Source organism: Lentzea fradiae (genome assembly GCF_900100955.1).
In the GTDB taxonomy this organism is placed as follows: domain Bacteria; phylum Actinomycetota; class Actinomycetes; order Mycobacteriales; family Pseudonocardiaceae; genus Lentzea; species Lentzea fradiae.
Genome location: NZ_FNCC01000002.1, coordinates 151,450 through 164,925 on the forward strand (window position 1 = coordinate 151,450; position 13,476 = coordinate 164,925).

A 13,476-nucleotide genomic window follows, 5' to 3' on the forward strand; every position below is an offset into this window, starting at 1 on the left:
GAGGGAGGTCAGGGCTTGAGGTAGCTCAGCAGGGTCCTGGCGTCCTCGCGGAACTGCTCCGGCGAGTCGTCGCGCACGAACTCCAGCAGCACGTTGCGGTCGACGCCGTCCTTGGCCAGCTCTCCCAGCACCGGGCGCCACAGGTCGCGGCGCTCGGAGAGGGGCAGGCGGTCGTGGAACCCGCCAGGTCCCCACGAGAAGACGTGCGCCGTCACCGGCTCCAGCGTGCGCACCTGGTGCACGGCCGAGAACACGTCCTGGCCGCCGAGCGGCTGCCAGTAGGAGACGACCCCGTCGACCTCCTCCAGCAGCCGGACCGTCGACTCCAGCGTGTCCGTCAGCGTGTCCGGGTGGTACTCCAGCGCGATCTTGGTGCCCATCGCCTCCGCGTGCTCCGCGGCGTGCCGCAGCGCGTCGACCACGGCCTCCCGGTCCGCGCACTCGGCTGAGCCGGACGTGCCCGCCCACACCCGCACCAGCGGCGCGTCGAGCTCGGCCGCGGTCTCCAGCACCGGCGCCAGCTCCGCCCGGTCGGAGGTGCCCGCGCGGTAGTACGACCCGTACGCGGCCACCTTCAGGCCGGTGTCGAGGGCTTTGCGCGCCGCCGTGAAGTCGCCGGGCGGCACGTGGACGTCCGCGCCCCACTCGACGGCCTGCAGCCCGCAGTCCAGTGCCAGCTCGCCGATCTCGGAGACCGTGAGCTGGCGGAACGTCACCGAGACGAGGCCGGGGATCAGCATCCGCAGGACTGCCTGTGCATCAGCGAGGGCGCGAGCCGGATGGTCTCCGGTGGGCGTTCCGGGTCGTCGATCCGGGAGAGCAGCAGCTTCACCGCGGTCCTGCCGATCTCCTCGACGGGCTGGGCCAGCGTCGTGAGCGGCGGGTCTATCAACGTCGCCCACTCCACCTCGTCGTAGGCGACGACGGCGAGGTCGGTGCCGAGCTTGAGGCCGCGGGCGCGCATCTCGTGCAGCATGCCGACGGTCACGAGGTGGTCGGCGGCCACGACGGCGGTCGCCGGGTCCTCCTGGTCGAGCAGCGGCGCGAGCCAGCCGCTCTGCGACACCAGCGCCTCGTCCCACTTGAGGCCCGCGCGGCCGAGGCCGAGGCGGTAGCCGAGGATGCGCTCCTCGGTCGTCGCCACGCCCGCCTTGCCGCAGACGATGCCGATCCGCCGGTGCCCCAGGTCCGCGAGGTGCCGGACGAGACCCGACGTGGCCTGCACGTTCTCCGGGCCGACCTGGTCGATGTCCTTGGCCACGGTCAGCCGGTCCACCAGCACGGTGGGGATGCCGAGCCGCTTGAGCTCGGGCAGCACGGAGTTCCCGCTGCCGGCCGACGGCGTCAGCAGCAGCCCGTCGACGCGCCTGGACCGCAGCATCCTGACCGCGGCCTGCTCGGACTCCGGGGTGTCCCGCGTGTCGATCAGGACGAGCGAGTAGCCGTTGCGCGTCGCCTCCGACTCGATGGCGGCGATCAGCTCGGCGAAGTACGGGTGGGACACGAGCGACACCGCGAGCCCCAGCGACTTCGTGCCACCCATGACCAGTGAGCGCGCGATGGCGTCGCCCGTGTACCCGGTCTCGTCGATCGCCTTCTGGACGCGTTCGCGCGTGTCCTGGGCGACGGGCCTGGTCTCGTTGATCACGTGTGACACCGTGGTGATGGAGACCCCCGCGAGAGCCGCGACATCCCGCATGGTGACCATGACCTGGGACCATACCCGTTTGGAGGAAGGCCAGATGGCAGCCGTGCTGTGTGTCGGGCTGACAACCCTCGACGTGACCCAACGGGTGGACGTCTTCCCCGAACCGGGGCAGAAGGTCCGCTCGCTCGACGCGGCGCTGTCGCCCGGTGGCCCGGCGGCGAACGCGGCCCGCGCGGTCGCGGCGCTGGGGGGCGAGGCGGCGTTGCTCACCGCTCTGGGCGCGGACGCGCTCGGCGAGTTCGTGCGGTCGTCCCTGGCTCCGGTCAGGGTGACGGCCGTGGCGGGCACGACGCCGGTGAGCATGGTCGTCGTCCGTGCCGCCGACGGAGAACGGACGGTCGTCTCGCGCAACGCGTCGGTGCCGGTCGAGGCGCCCGCACTGGCCGGTCTGGTGGCCGCCGCGGACGTCGTCCTGCTGGACGGCCACCACGACGGTCTGGCGATTCCGGCCGCCCGGATGGCCAAGGACGCCGGATTGCCTGTGGTGCTCGACGCCGGGAGCTGGAAACCTGTCCTCGATCACCTGTTGCCGCTGGTCGACGTGGCCGCTTGCGCTTCGGGGTTCGAGCGGTCCGACGCCGAGGTCCACTCCTACGGGGTGCCGCTGGTGATCCGCACGCACGGTGCGGCGCCGGTGACCTGGTCGCTGGACGGCTCGACCGGAGCGGTGCCCGTGCCGTCGGTGCAGGTGAGGGACACGAACGGAGCCGGTGACGTCTGGCACGGCGCGTACGCGTACGCGCTGGCCACGGGGACGGACCCGGTGGCGGCCATCGGCTTCGCGTCGGAGGCGGCCGCCGTGCGTGTCGGTGCGGTCGGGGACTGGGTTGAGAGGCTGGCGCGGTGGCAGGACAGCAGGTCAGGTTCGAGGAGCTGCTAGAACGGGCCCGAGCGCTCACCGACATGGGTGAGCGGAAGATCCTCGGCATCGGCGGTGCGCCGGGGTCGGGCAAGTCGACGCTCGCGCGGCGGCTCGTCGAGGCGCTCGACGGCCAGGCGGTGCTCGTCGAGATGGACGGGTTCCACCTCGCGCAGAGCGAGCTGGAACGGCTGCGGCTCGTCGAGCGCAAGGGCGCGCCCGACACGTTCGACATCCCCGGCTACGTCGACCTGCTCGGGCGGATCAAGGCGTGCGGGCCGGACATGATCTACGCGCCGCAGTTCCGGCGCGAGATCGAGGAGCCGGTGGCCTGCGCGGTGCCGGTGCACCCGGACGTGCCGCTCGTCGTCACCGAGGGCAACTACCTGCTGCTCAACTACGACAAGTGGAAGCGCGTCCGGATCATCCTGGACGAGGCGTGGTTCCTGTTCATCGACGAGGACGTGCGGGTGCAGCGCCTCATCGACCGGCACCTGCGCTACGGGCGCACGTTGTCGGAGGCGCAGGAACGGGTCCTGCACGGCACCGACCACGTCAACGCGCTGATGGTGAACTCGTCGAAGGGCTCAGCGGACCTGCTGATCACCGAGGTGCTCTAGCTGGGAGGGGTCGAGGTCGCCGGACTCGTCGATCGGCTTGGCCATCTCCTGGCGGTAGCGCCAGATGCCCCAGCCGGTGCCGCCGAGGAAGAAGGCGACGCTGACGACGATGGCGGCCGTCTCGAGCCACGGCAGCGTCTCCAGGATGCCCGCGCCGTAGTAGCCGGCGAGCACCAGCGTCGGCACCCACGCGATGGCGCCGATGGTGGTGGCCAGCGTGAACCGGCGGACGTCCATGCGGGCGGCCCCGGCGATCATCGGCGCGAGCGTGCGGATCCACGGGATCCAGCGCGCGAGCACGACAGCCCAGAACCCGCGCCGGTCGAGGAAGTCGCCGGCCTTTTTCAGGTTGTGCCTGTTCAGGACCTTGCCGCCCTTGCGGGCGAGCACGCGGGTGCCGGTCGCCTTGCCGATGTAGTAGCCGACCTGGTTGCCGACGACGGCGACGATCAGGGCGGCGAGCGACAGCGCCCAGGCCGACAGCTCGCTGCTGTGTGCCGCCAGCACCACGCCGGCCGCGAACAGCAGCGAGTCGCCGGGCAGGAACAGCCCGAAGATGAAAGCGCACTCGATGAAGATGAAGCCGAGCACGATGACCCACACGGCCACCGGTCCGGCGGTCTCCAGGGAGGCGAAAGCATGCGCCACGGTGAACCAGCCTACGTGTTGTTACGCCGTTGGTGTGGCGTCATCGTCTCGACAGGTCGGTTGAATCCGGATTGAGCACGGACGGTCACCAGGTGAACTCCTCGTCGTTTCCGGTTCACCGTCGAGTGAACCAGGCATTCCGGTCTAGCGTGGCCGGTATGGAGACGTTGCTCGCTGAACTCCGCACCGCACTGGGTGACGCAGGCGTCGTGACCGACACCGACGTGACCACGAGCTACCGGCGGGACATGATGCCGCTGGCGCCGCACGGCAGCCCGTTGGCGGTGGTGTTCCCGCTGGACACCGGGCAGGTCCAGGCGGTCGTGCGGGCGTGCGCCCGGCACCGCGTCCCCATCGTCCCCCGCGGCGCGGGCAGCGGGCTCTCCGGGGCGGCGAACGCGGTCGAAGGCTGCGTCGTCCTGGTCATGACCAGGATGAACGCGATCGTCGAGATCGACGCCGACAACCGTCTCGCCGTGGTCGAGCCGGGCGTGGTGAACCTCGACCTGCGCGGCGCCGTCGAGAAGGACGGCCTGTTCTACCCGCCGGACCCGAGCAGCTACGACTGGTGCACGATCGGCGGCAACCTCTCCACCAACGCGGGCGGCCTGTGCTGCGTGAAGTACGGCGTCACGACCGACTCGGTGCTGGGCCTGGAGGTCGTGCTGGCCGACGGCGAGGTGCTGCGCACCGGCCGCCGCACGGTCAAGGGCGTCGCGGGCTACGACCTCACCAAGCTCTTCGTCGGCTCCGAGGGAACCCTCGGCGTCATCACGCAGGCCACGCTGGCGCTGCGCCCGCTGCCCCAGGCGCCCGCCACCCTGGTCGCCGCGTTCGACAGCACCGCCAAGGCGGGTGCCGCGGTGAGCAGGATCGTCCGCGAGGGCCTGGTCCCGTCGCTGATGGAGATCATGGACCGCACATCCATCGAGGCCGTGGAGCTGTACCTGAAGACGGAGCTGGGCGCGGGCCCCGGCTGCGCGGCGCTGCTGATCTGCCAGTCCGACGCGGGCGGCGAGCAGGCCCGCGACGAGCTGCGCAAGATCGAAGAGATCTGCCTGGGAGCGGACCTCGTCTACGCGACGCACGACGTCAACGAGGGCCGCGAGCTGCTGACGGCCCGCCGCGCCGTGCTGACCGCGCTGGAGGTCTACGGCTCCTGGCTGACCGACGACGTGTGCGTGCCGCGCACCCGCATCGCCGAGCTGATCCAGGGCTGCGAGGACATCGCGGCGCAGGTCGGCCTGAAGATCGCCGTCGTCGGCCACGCGGGCGACGGCAACATGCACCCGACGATCGTCTACGACCCGGCCGACGCCGACCAGTTCGCCCGCGCCCAGAAGGCGTTCGACGCCATCCTGGCCCTGGGGCTGTCGCTCGGCGGCACCGTGACCGGCGAGCACGGCGTCGGCAAGATCAAGCGCGAGTGGCTCGCGAAGGAGATCGGGCCGGTGGGCCTCCGGGTCCACCGCGAGATCAAACGCGCGCTGGACCCGGAGAACCTGTTCAACCCCGGCTCGATGTTCAGCCTCTAGCAGCAAGCCTTCGCCACGGTGGGGAACGGCTCCTGAGCTGCCTTTTCCACCTCGGCGAGCATCCGCTGCCGGTCGGCGGGCCCGAAGACCCGGCCGCGCGTCAGCACGGTGTGGATCCGCTGCGTGTTGCGGATGTTCGTCAGCGGGTTGCCGTCGAGCACCACGAGGTTCGCCTCCGCGCCGGGCTTGATCGCGGCGTGGCGCGTGCCTGCCCGCAACGCGTCCGTCGGCGACAGCCCGGCTTCGACCAGCAGCTCCAGCTCGTCGTGGACCGAGAAACCGGCGAACGAGTACGGGTTGCCCGCGTCCGTGCCCACCAGCACCTCGACACCGTGCGCGTGCATCTCGGCCACCTGTTCCATGCGGCGCTTGAGGAACTCGGCCTGCTGCCGGATCTCCTGCGGCGTCACGGGTGCCCACCGCACGAGCTGGTCGCGCCAGAGGTCCGGGTAGAAGGACGGCGTGTACCTCATCCGCGGGTCGTCCGCGTACCGGTCCGCCGGGCTGGAGTACACCCGCATCGCCACCATCGTCGGGCAGAGCGCGGAGCCGTTGCGCCGCAGCAGGTTCGCCAGCCGCACGGCTTTGCTCCGGCTGTGCGACAGAGCTGCCTCGCGTTCGAAGTCCAGCACCTGCTTGAACCACGCGAACGAGTCGGCCGGGTCGAGCGGAAGAGCGGCGATGGCTTGGCGCAGCTCGGTTTCCCGCGTGCTCGTCGCCAGCGGGAGGCCGTACATGTGCTCGAAGGTGCGCTGTCCGAGGTTGCTCGCGTCGCCCAGCGGCACGTGGTTCGAGCAGTGCCCGGCGAACGTCATGTCCTGCCGTGCGCACTCGTCCGCGATCGCCGTGAGCGTCGGCCTGTCCAGGTACGAGTAGACCTTCACGAAGTCCGCGCCCTGCGTCTTCGCCTCCCGCACGGCCTGGCGTCCCTCGTCCGGCGTGGCCACGATCAACGCGCCGGGCAGCGTGGAGTGCGGTCCGTCGATGATCGAGCTGCCGACGACGAGCCGCGGCCCGAGCACCTCGCCGCGCTCGATCTTGTCGCGCAGCTCGTAGATCGGCGGCGAGCCCCACATCTCGCGCAGGCCCGTGACGCCGTTGACCAGGCACAGCGGCAGCGTGATCCGGTCCAGGAAGGCGCCGTGGACGTGCATGTCCCACAGGCCGGGGATGACGAACTTGCCCGCCAGGTCCAGCGTCCGGCAGCCGCGCGGCAGCGGCAGGTCTCGGGAGCCGACGGCGAGAACCCTGTTGTCCGCCAGCACGATCGTGGTGTTCGGACGGGTGCCGGTGGCGTCGACGAGGGTGACGCCGCGCAAGGCGGTGACGTTCGTGGAAGCACCGGCGGTGCCCGGCACGAGCAGGCCCGCCGCGCCGAGTCCGGCCAGCCAGCCCAGCACTTCCCGTCTGGTGGTGTCGGTCATGCCGCTCAACCAACACCCTGACGTTGCGGCAGACTCAAGTCAGTCGCGGTGACCGGCCTGGCGCAGCGCCGCGAGCAGGTAGTCCTCCAGGTCCTGAGCCGTGTCCTCCTCCGGCCGGAACAGCACCCGGTGGAAGAGCGCGCCCGCGACCATGTCGACGACGAGTGACAGGTCCGTGCCGGGCGGGAAAGTTGTCCGCAGACACGCCCACGAGCCGCCGCAGCCAGCGAAAAGCCCGCCCGTCGCGAGGACGAGCGGGCTCCGCGGGGTTCTCAGCGCTCGATGCGGGGGATGACCTGCGTCGCGTCGTCCTGGAGCTGTGCCTCCATGACCTGCGTGATGTCGTCCGCCTCTTCCTGCACCAGCGACTTCTTCTCCTTGCGCGCCTTGAGCACCTCGATGATGATCGGCACGATCGACAGGAACACGATGGCGAGCAGCGTGACTTCCAGGTTCTCCTTGATGAAGGTGACCTGGCCGAGGAAGTAGCCGAGGATCGTCAGACCCGCCGCCCACGCCACGCCGCCGATCGCGGAGTAGGTGAAGTACTTCTTCGGGTCCATCCGGCCCACGCCTGCCATCGCCGTGATGAACGTGCGGACGATCGGCACGAAGCGGGCGAGCACGATGGCGCGGGCGCCGTACTTGTCGAAGAACTCCTGCGTCTTGTCGACGTACTCCTTCTTGAAGATCTTCGACTCCGGCTTGTTGAACAGGGCCGGACCGGCTTTCGCGCCGATGTAGTAGCCGGCGACGTTGCCGACGAACGCGCAGATCGTCAGCAGGACGCAGACGAGCCAGAGCGGGGTGTCGATCGTTCCGGCGGCGACGAAGAGGCCCGCTGTGAACAGCAGGGAGTCGCCCGGCAGGAAGAAACCGACGAGCAGCCCGCACTCCGCGAAGATGATGAGGCACAGCCCGATGAGCATGTACGGGCCGAGCCCGTTCAGCAGAACGGTGGGGTCCAGCCAGTCAGGGCCCAATGCAACAGTCACGCGCACAACGGTACAGGTCAGCCGAGCGTGATCACTGCCGCCACCGTGCCCGCTGCCAGGCCCAACAGCAGCGCGAGACCCAGCACCCACCAGGCGGGCATGGGTGCGGGAGGCTCCTCGGCGACTGGGACATGTGCGGCAAATCCGGCATTTGTACTGGTCGCCTGCGCTCTCAGGGCGTCGGTCACCAACCGCTCCGGATCGTCAGCCATGCACCCTGCCTCAGTCCTTGACCCACTCGCCCCTGACCAACACGTCCCTCGGCTTCAATTCTGCATCCAGCACGACGAGGTCGGCCGCACAACCCGCCTGCAGCTTGCCGGTGTCGAGCCCCAGCAGCTCCGCGCCGCGGGTGGACGCGGCGTGGGCGGCCTCCACGAGCGACAGCCCGCACGACGTGACGGCGTTGCGGAACGCCGCGTCCATCGTCAGCGTGCTGCCGGCCAGCGCGGCCCCTCCTGCCAACGTTGGAACGCCGTCGACGACGCGCACCTCCAGGCCGCCTACGTCGTACACGCCGTCACCGACCCCGGCCGCCGCGATGGCGTCGGTGATCAGGACCGTGCGCTTCGAGCCCGCGTGCCGGGCGGCGAGGCGCACCGCCGTCGGGTGCAGGTGCACGAGGTCGCAGATCAGCTCGACCGTGACGCGGTCGTCGTCCAGCAGCGCGCCGATCGGGCCCGGTTCGCGGTGGTGCAGCGGGCGCATGCCGTTGAACAGGTGCGTCGCGACCGAGGCACCCGCGTCGACGGCGGGCCGGACCTGCGCCTCCGTCGCGTCGGTGTGCCCGATCGCGGCGATGACGTCGTTGTCGACGAGCTGCCGCACGGCGCGGACCGCGCCGTCCAGCTCCGGCGCGATCGTGATCATGCGGACCGTGCCCTTGCCCGCGTCGAGCAGCTTCGTCACCGCGGGCTGCTCCGGCGGGCACAGGATCGCCGGGTCGTGCGCGCCGCAGCGGGCGGCCGACAGGAACGGGCCCTCCAGGTGGATGCCCGCGACGACGCCCTCCTGGACCAGCTCGGCCAGCGCGGACACCTGGTCGGCCAGCTCCGGGACCGGGCGGGACACCAGCGAGGCCAGCAGCGTCGTCGTGCCGTGCCTGCGGTGCGCCGCGGCGGCCTTGCGGATCTTCACCGGGTCGCTGCTGGTGAACGCGTCACCGCCACCGCCGTGGCAGTGGATGTCGACGAACCCCGGCACGATCGTGCCCCCGCCGACGTCCGTCGTCGGCCCGTCGGGCGCGGCGCCCTCGCCCACCGCGGCGATCCTGCCGTCGCGGACGCTCACCCACCCGTTCTCGAGCACCCGGTCCGGCGTGACGACCCGGCCACCGGTCAGGGTCACGTCGACGGGTCCACCCCACGTGCTCATCACGCCTCCAGCGTGTCGATGGCCAGCAGCGCCGCGCCGAGGAAGCCCGCCTCGTCGCCGAGCGCCGCGAGCCGCAGCTCCGGTCGGCGCTGGAAGGCGATCAGCCCGTCCAGCCGTTCCTCCAGGGGCCCCACCAGCAAGTCTCCCGCCAGTGCGAGCCCACCGCCGAGCACGACGGCCTCGGGACCGAGCAGCGTCGCCAGCACCAGGATCCCCCTGGCCAGCGCGTCCACGGCCTCGTGCCACACGGCGACGGCGTCCTGCTCCCCGTCCCGCACCCGGCGGGCGACCTCGGCCGCGCCCTGCACGGGGGTCCCGGTACGTGCGGTGTACCGGCGGGCGATCGCCGCGGAGGACGCCACTGTCTCCACGCAGCCGATCTGGCCACAAGCGCAAGGCTCGCCGTGGCCGACGTCCACGTGGCCGATCTCGCCCGCGAAGCCGCCTGCGCTGAAGATCTTCCCGTCGAGCAGCAGCGCACCGGCGATCCCCGTGCCGATCGGCATGACGACCGCGTTGCGCAGCCCCTTGGCGGCGCCCATCCGGCTCTCGGCCAGACCGGCGGCGCGCACGTCGTGGCCGAACGCCGTGGGCACGCCGAGCCGTCCGGTGAGGACGGTGGCGAACGGGAACCCGCTCCACGGCAGGTTCGCCGTGTACACGCCGACCCCGGCGGCCTCGTCCACGATGCCCGGTGCCACGACCCCCACGGCGTCGATCTCGTGCTCGGAGGCGGCGCTCAGCTCGCCGACCAGCTCGGCGATGACGTCGAGCAGGGGCTCGAGCTCGCCGGGGGTCGCCCTGCGCGCGTGCTTCTGCGCCGCCACCGCGTCCGGGGTGCCGGTGACGAGCGCCGCCTTGGTTTCGGTGCCACCGATGTCGACGGCGACCACGTGTCTGCGTGCCACGGGCTGATCCTGCGGCATCAGGACCCTATTGGTCTATACCAAGCACCGGATTGGGCGCGCGTTCCCGCGAGCTGGAACCACGCCGAGTGCGTGACCAGCCCATCAGGAGAAACAGTGAAGTTCGCTTACTGATCCGGTCAGCCGGCCATGATCTTCTGGAGGGCGTCGAGGGCGCGCGAGGCCGTCGACTTCACGGTGCCCTTCGAGATGCCGGTGGCCTCCGCGATCTCCGCCTCGGACAGGTCGCCGTAGTAGCGCAGCACGAGCACCTCGCGCTGCCGCGGCGGCAGCTGCTGCAACGCCTTGACCACGGCCTGGTGCTCCGCGGTCAGCATCGCGAGCGACTCGGCCGAGCGCGCGTTCGCCACGTGCGGCGGCGTGTAGTCGCGGGCCGTCTTGCGCCGGCGCAGCACGCTGCGCGAACCGTTGACCACGGCCGTGCGGAGGTACCCGACGGCCGCCTGGGCGTCGCGCAGGCCCTTCCAGTTGCGGTGCAGGCCGGTGAACGCCTCCTGGACCACGTCCTCCGCTGTCGCGGGCTCGTCCACGAGCAGCAGCGCGAGCCTGATGAGACGCATGCGGTGCTGCTTGTACAGGTCTTCGAGTGTGAGCGGCCCTGCGGGAGGTCCTGCGACGCCGTCCTTGATTCGCAGGTTGGTCAGGGTGTCCTGCACGGTGCGCGGGGTTTCTTCGCCAACCACAGGGAGGACGGTACCGGTCGGCTTCACTACGGTGGAGGCATGGCCCGTTTTGCTGTCGAATTGGTGTACGGCCCCGACCGCGAGAAGCGTCTCGCGGTCCGCCCCGAACACCGCGAGTACGTCGCCTCTCTCGCCGAGAAGGGCGCCGTGCTCCTTTCCGGACCGTACGCGGACGACACCGGCGCGTTGATCGTCTACGAGGCGGCGGACGAGGCGGCCGTGAAGGAGCTCATCGCCGCCGACCCGTACACCGCCGCGGACGTCGCGGAGTGGACGGTCCGCGAGTGGAACACCGTGCTGGGCTCCCTGCTCAGCTGACCTCACCGGCCGCGCGACCGCCCGGCCCGACCAGGCCGGACGTGTCGTTCGCGGCCATCTGCCGGTCGGCCTCGGCGACGTCCGCCGCCGACTGGCGGTCCACGACCATCGGCGTGAACGCGCGGAAGTACTTCACCGCGCCGACCCAGCCGGGCACGTGGACCGCCTTCGCGCGCTTCCCGATCGCCTTGACGACGGCCCGGCCGACGTCGCGCACCGGGTACTTCTTGCCGGCGAGCCCTGGCATGCCCTTGCGCAGCCTGCCGAAGACGGGGTGCTCGTCGGCGCTGTTGACCATGTCCGTGGAGATCCACGAGAAGTAGGCGGTGCCGACGTCCACGCCCAGGTGCCGCACCTCGGCCCGGACGCTGTCCGCGAACGCCTCGCACCCCGCCTTGGCCGCCGAGTAGGCGGCGTTGCCGGGAATGTGCACGATCGCCGCCAGCGACGACACCACCAGGCAGTAGCCGCGACTCTTGATCAGGTGCGGCAACGCCGTGCGAACCGTGCGCCAGACGCCGAGCAGGTTGACCTCGATGACCCGTTCGAACGCCTTCGGGTCCATCGACCGCACGAACCCGGTGGCCGCGATCCCCGCGTTCGCCACCACGACGTCGATGCCGCCGAAGTGCTCGGCCGCCTCGCCCATGACGCGGTCGAGCGCGTCCCAGTCGGTGACGTCGGCCTCCCAGGCCCTGCCACCGACCTCCCGCGCCACCTCTTCGAGCTGGGCCTTCTCCAGCCCCACGAGCGCGAGACGAGCCCCGCGCGCGGCCAGCTGCCTCGCCACCTCGGCGCCGATGCCCCTGGCCGCGCCGGTGATCAGTACCACCTTGCCCGTGACGTCCATGCCGCCACGGTAACGCAACCTACTCCCAGTAAGCTACTGGCAAGTTAAATTGCGGTCAGCCGATCCACCTCGTCCTGCGCCAGCTCCAGCTCGATCACCGGCGTCAAGTCGCTGAGCTGCTCCAACGTCCGCGCCGACGCGATCGGCGCCGCCACCGTCGGCTGCTGCGCCAGCCACGCCAACGCCACCGCCGCCACCGTCGTCCGATGCGCGGCCGCCACCTCGTCGAGCACCGCCAGCACCTTCAGCCCGCGCTCGTCGAGGTACTTCGACGCGGCCCCCGCCCGCACGCTCTCGACCTCGACACCGGGCCGGTACTTGCCGGTCAGGAACCCCTTGGCGAGCGACCAGTACGGAACGGTCGCCAACCCGTGCTCGGCCACCGTCCGCTGCAACTCCCCCTCGAACGCGTCACGGCTCACGAGGTTGTACTCGGGCTGCAACGCCACGAACTTCGCGAACCCCTCCCGCTCCTGGATCGCCAACGCCTCCGCCAACCGCTCGGCCGAGAAGTTGGACGCGGCGATGTAGCGCACCTTCCCCTCCCGCACCAGCTGGTCGTAGGCGGCCAGCGTCTCCTCCAACGGCGTGCCGGGGTCGTCGCGGTGGTTGTAGTAGAGATCGATGTGGTCGACACCGAGCCGCTTCAACGACTGCTCGGCACCGGCCAGAACGGTCTCGCGCCGCTGGTCGTCGAACCCGGCCAGCATCCCGACCTTGGTGGCCAGGACAACCCGGTCACGCACCCCGCGCCGGGCCAGCCACCTGCCGATGATCGACTCGGACACGCCACCGTCGTTGCCCTCGGCCCAAGCCGAGTACACGTCAGCCGTGTCGACGAAGTTCCCCCCGGCCGCGAGGTACGCGTCGAGCACGGCGAACGACTGCTCCTCGTCAGCGGTCCAGCCGAAGACGTTGCCTCCCAGGCAGAGGCGGGACACGTTCAGGTCAGTGGTGCTCAGGATCGCCATTCACCGCAACGTAGTCCGTGCGGGGTGGCAGCTCGCGGGGTGGCCTTGCACGGGGGTGGCCGCGTGAAGGGACGGCCTTGGCGGGGAGGTCGCGGGGCGAGACTGGGCTTGTGGCGGGGCGGCTTGAGATGGCGGCCGCTGCGCGCACGGATCTCCTACGCGCGCAAGCAGGCGTCACCCGACAGCCGCGTCATCCGCGCGACCCACCAGTCACGCGACCTATCTGCCACCGCCCCCGGCAGCGCCGCCCACCGGCGCCGCCACCTTCACCCCGTGATCTCCACGCCCCTCCAGAAAGCCACCCGCCCCCGGATCTCCGCCGCGGCCTCCTTCGGCTCCGCGTAGTACCAGGCCGCGTCCGGGTTCTCCGCCCCGTCCACCACCAGCGTGAAGTAGTTGGCGGTCCCCTTCCAGGGGCACACGGAGGTGTGGGCCGAAGCCTTCAGCACGTCCGGGTCCACGGAGTCGAGCGGGAAGTAGTGGTTGCCTTCGACGACGACCGTGTCGTCGCTCGATGCGATGATCTTGTCGTTCCACCGGGCGATTGCCATGTCTCCCACTATGC

16 protein-coding genes are annotated in these 13,476 nt (G+C 70.8%); 4 read left to right on the forward strand and 12 right to left on the reverse strand.

The window, feature by feature from the left end:
- Positions 1–8: 8 nt before the first annotated feature.
- Positions 9–740, reverse strand: coding sequence for a sugar phosphate isomerase/epimerase family protein (locus BLT23_RS04665; protein ID WP_090046022.1), 732 nt, complete (start codon positions 738–740; stop codon positions 9–11).
- Positions 734–1,708 (reverse strand): LacI family DNA-binding transcriptional regulator, encoded by a 975-nt coding sequence (locus BLT23_RS04670; RefSeq protein ID WP_090046024.1) that lies wholly within the window; start codon positions 1,706–1,708, stop codon positions 734–736. The genes BLT23_RS04665 and BLT23_RS04670 overlap by 7 nt, the downstream gene beginning before the upstream one ends.
- 34 nt (positions 1,709–1,742) lie before the next feature.
- Here BLT23_RS04670 and BLT23_RS04675 point away from each other — a divergent pair, with 34 nt between their 5' ends.
- Both BLT23_RS04675 and BLT23_RS04680 read left to right on the forward strand, forming a co-directional pair.
- A complete protein-coding gene (locus tag BLT23_RS04675; RefSeq protein ID WP_090046025.1) occupies positions 1,743–2,588 on the forward strand; it encodes a PfkB family carbohydrate kinase in 846 nt (281 codons plus the stop codon).
- 23 nt (positions 2,589–2,611) lie between these two features.
- Positions 2,612–3,187, forward strand: coding sequence for a nucleoside/nucleotide kinase family protein (locus BLT23_RS04680; protein WP_245743742.1), 576 nt, complete (start codon positions 2,612–2,614; stop codon positions 3,185–3,187).
- Here the strand turns inward: BLT23_RS04680 and BLT23_RS04685 are convergent.
- Positions 3,155–3,835, reverse strand: a complete 681-nt coding sequence (locus BLT23_RS04685) for a DedA family protein (RefSeq protein ID WP_090046029.1) — start codon at positions 3,833–3,835, stop codon at positions 3,155–3,157. The genes BLT23_RS04680 and BLT23_RS04685 overlap by 33 nt on opposite strands.
- 158 nt (positions 3,836–3,993) lie before the next feature.
- Between BLT23_RS04685 and BLT23_RS04690 the strand changes: the two genes are divergently transcribed.
- Positions 3,994–5,370, forward strand: a complete 1,377-nt coding sequence (locus tag BLT23_RS04690; RefSeq protein ID WP_090046030.1) for an FAD-binding oxidoreductase — start codon at positions 3,994–3,996, stop codon at positions 5,368–5,370.
- Here the strand turns inward: BLT23_RS04690 and BLT23_RS04695 are convergent.
- From BLT23_RS04695 to BLT23_RS04715, 6 genes are all read right to left on the reverse strand, one after another.
- The gene (locus tag BLT23_RS04695; protein ID WP_090046032.1) at positions 5,367–6,794 is read right to left on the reverse strand and encodes an amidohydrolase family protein; all 1,428 of its coding nucleotides are present in this window, start codon (positions 6,792–6,794) and stop codon (positions 5,367–5,369) included. The genes BLT23_RS04690 and BLT23_RS04695 overlap by 4 nt on opposite strands.
- A gap of 272 nt (positions 6,795–7,066) precedes the next feature.
- Positions 7,067–7,789, reverse strand: a complete 723-nt coding sequence (locus tag BLT23_RS04700; protein ID WP_245743621.1) for a DedA family protein — start codon at positions 7,787–7,789, stop codon at positions 7,067–7,069.
- Between the two features lie 17 nt (positions 7,790–7,806).
- Positions 7,807–8,001, reverse strand: a complete 195-nt coding sequence (locus tag BLT23_RS39850; protein WP_143035819.1) for a hypothetical protein — start codon at positions 7,999–8,001, stop codon at positions 7,807–7,809.
- 10 nt (positions 8,002–8,011) lie between these two features.
- Positions 8,012–9,163, reverse strand: coding sequence for an N-acetylglucosamine-6-phosphate deacetylase (nagA, locus tag BLT23_RS04705; protein WP_090046034.1), 1,152 nt, complete (start codon positions 9,161–9,163; stop codon positions 8,012–8,014).
- A complete protein-coding gene (locus BLT23_RS04710; protein WP_245743623.1) occupies positions 9,163–10,071 on the reverse strand; it encodes an ROK family protein in 909 nt (302 codons plus the stop codon). Before BLT23_RS04710 ends, nagA begins: the two co-directional genes overlap by 1 nt.
- Before the next feature lie 137 nt (positions 10,072–10,208).
- A complete protein-coding gene (locus BLT23_RS04715; protein ID WP_090046037.1) occupies positions 10,209–10,772 on the reverse strand; it encodes a SigE family RNA polymerase sigma factor in 564 nt (187 codons plus the stop codon).
- A 39-nt stretch (positions 10,773–10,811) separates the two neighbouring features.
- Here BLT23_RS04715 and BLT23_RS04720 point away from each other — a divergent pair, with 39 nt between their 5' ends.
- Positions 10,812–11,090 (forward strand): YciI family protein, encoded by a 279-nt coding sequence (locus BLT23_RS04720; RefSeq protein ID WP_090046039.1) that lies wholly within the window; start codon positions 10,812–10,814, stop codon positions 11,088–11,090.
- Here BLT23_RS04720 and BLT23_RS04725 read toward each other — a convergent pair.
- The 3 genes from BLT23_RS04725 to BLT23_RS04735 form a co-directional block, all read right to left on the reverse strand.
- A complete protein-coding gene (locus BLT23_RS04725; protein ID WP_090046041.1) occupies positions 11,083–11,940 on the reverse strand; it encodes an SDR family oxidoreductase in 858 nt (285 codons plus the stop codon). The two genes, BLT23_RS04720 and BLT23_RS04725, sit on opposite strands and share 8 nt — an antisense overlap.
- 44 nt (positions 11,941–11,984) lie before the next feature.
- On the reverse strand, positions 11,985–12,911 hold the full coding sequence (locus BLT23_RS04730; protein ID WP_090046043.1) for an aldo/keto reductase: 927 nt from the start codon (positions 12,909–12,911) through the stop codon (positions 11,985–11,987).
- Positions 12,912–13,177: 266 nt separating this feature from the next.
- Positions 13,178–13,462: a DUF427 domain-containing protein gene (locus tag BLT23_RS04735; RefSeq protein WP_090046044.1), complete on the reverse strand. Its 285-nt coding sequence runs from the start codon at positions 13,460–13,462 to the stop codon at positions 13,178–13,180.
- Positions 13,463–13,476 lie beyond the last annotated feature (14 nt).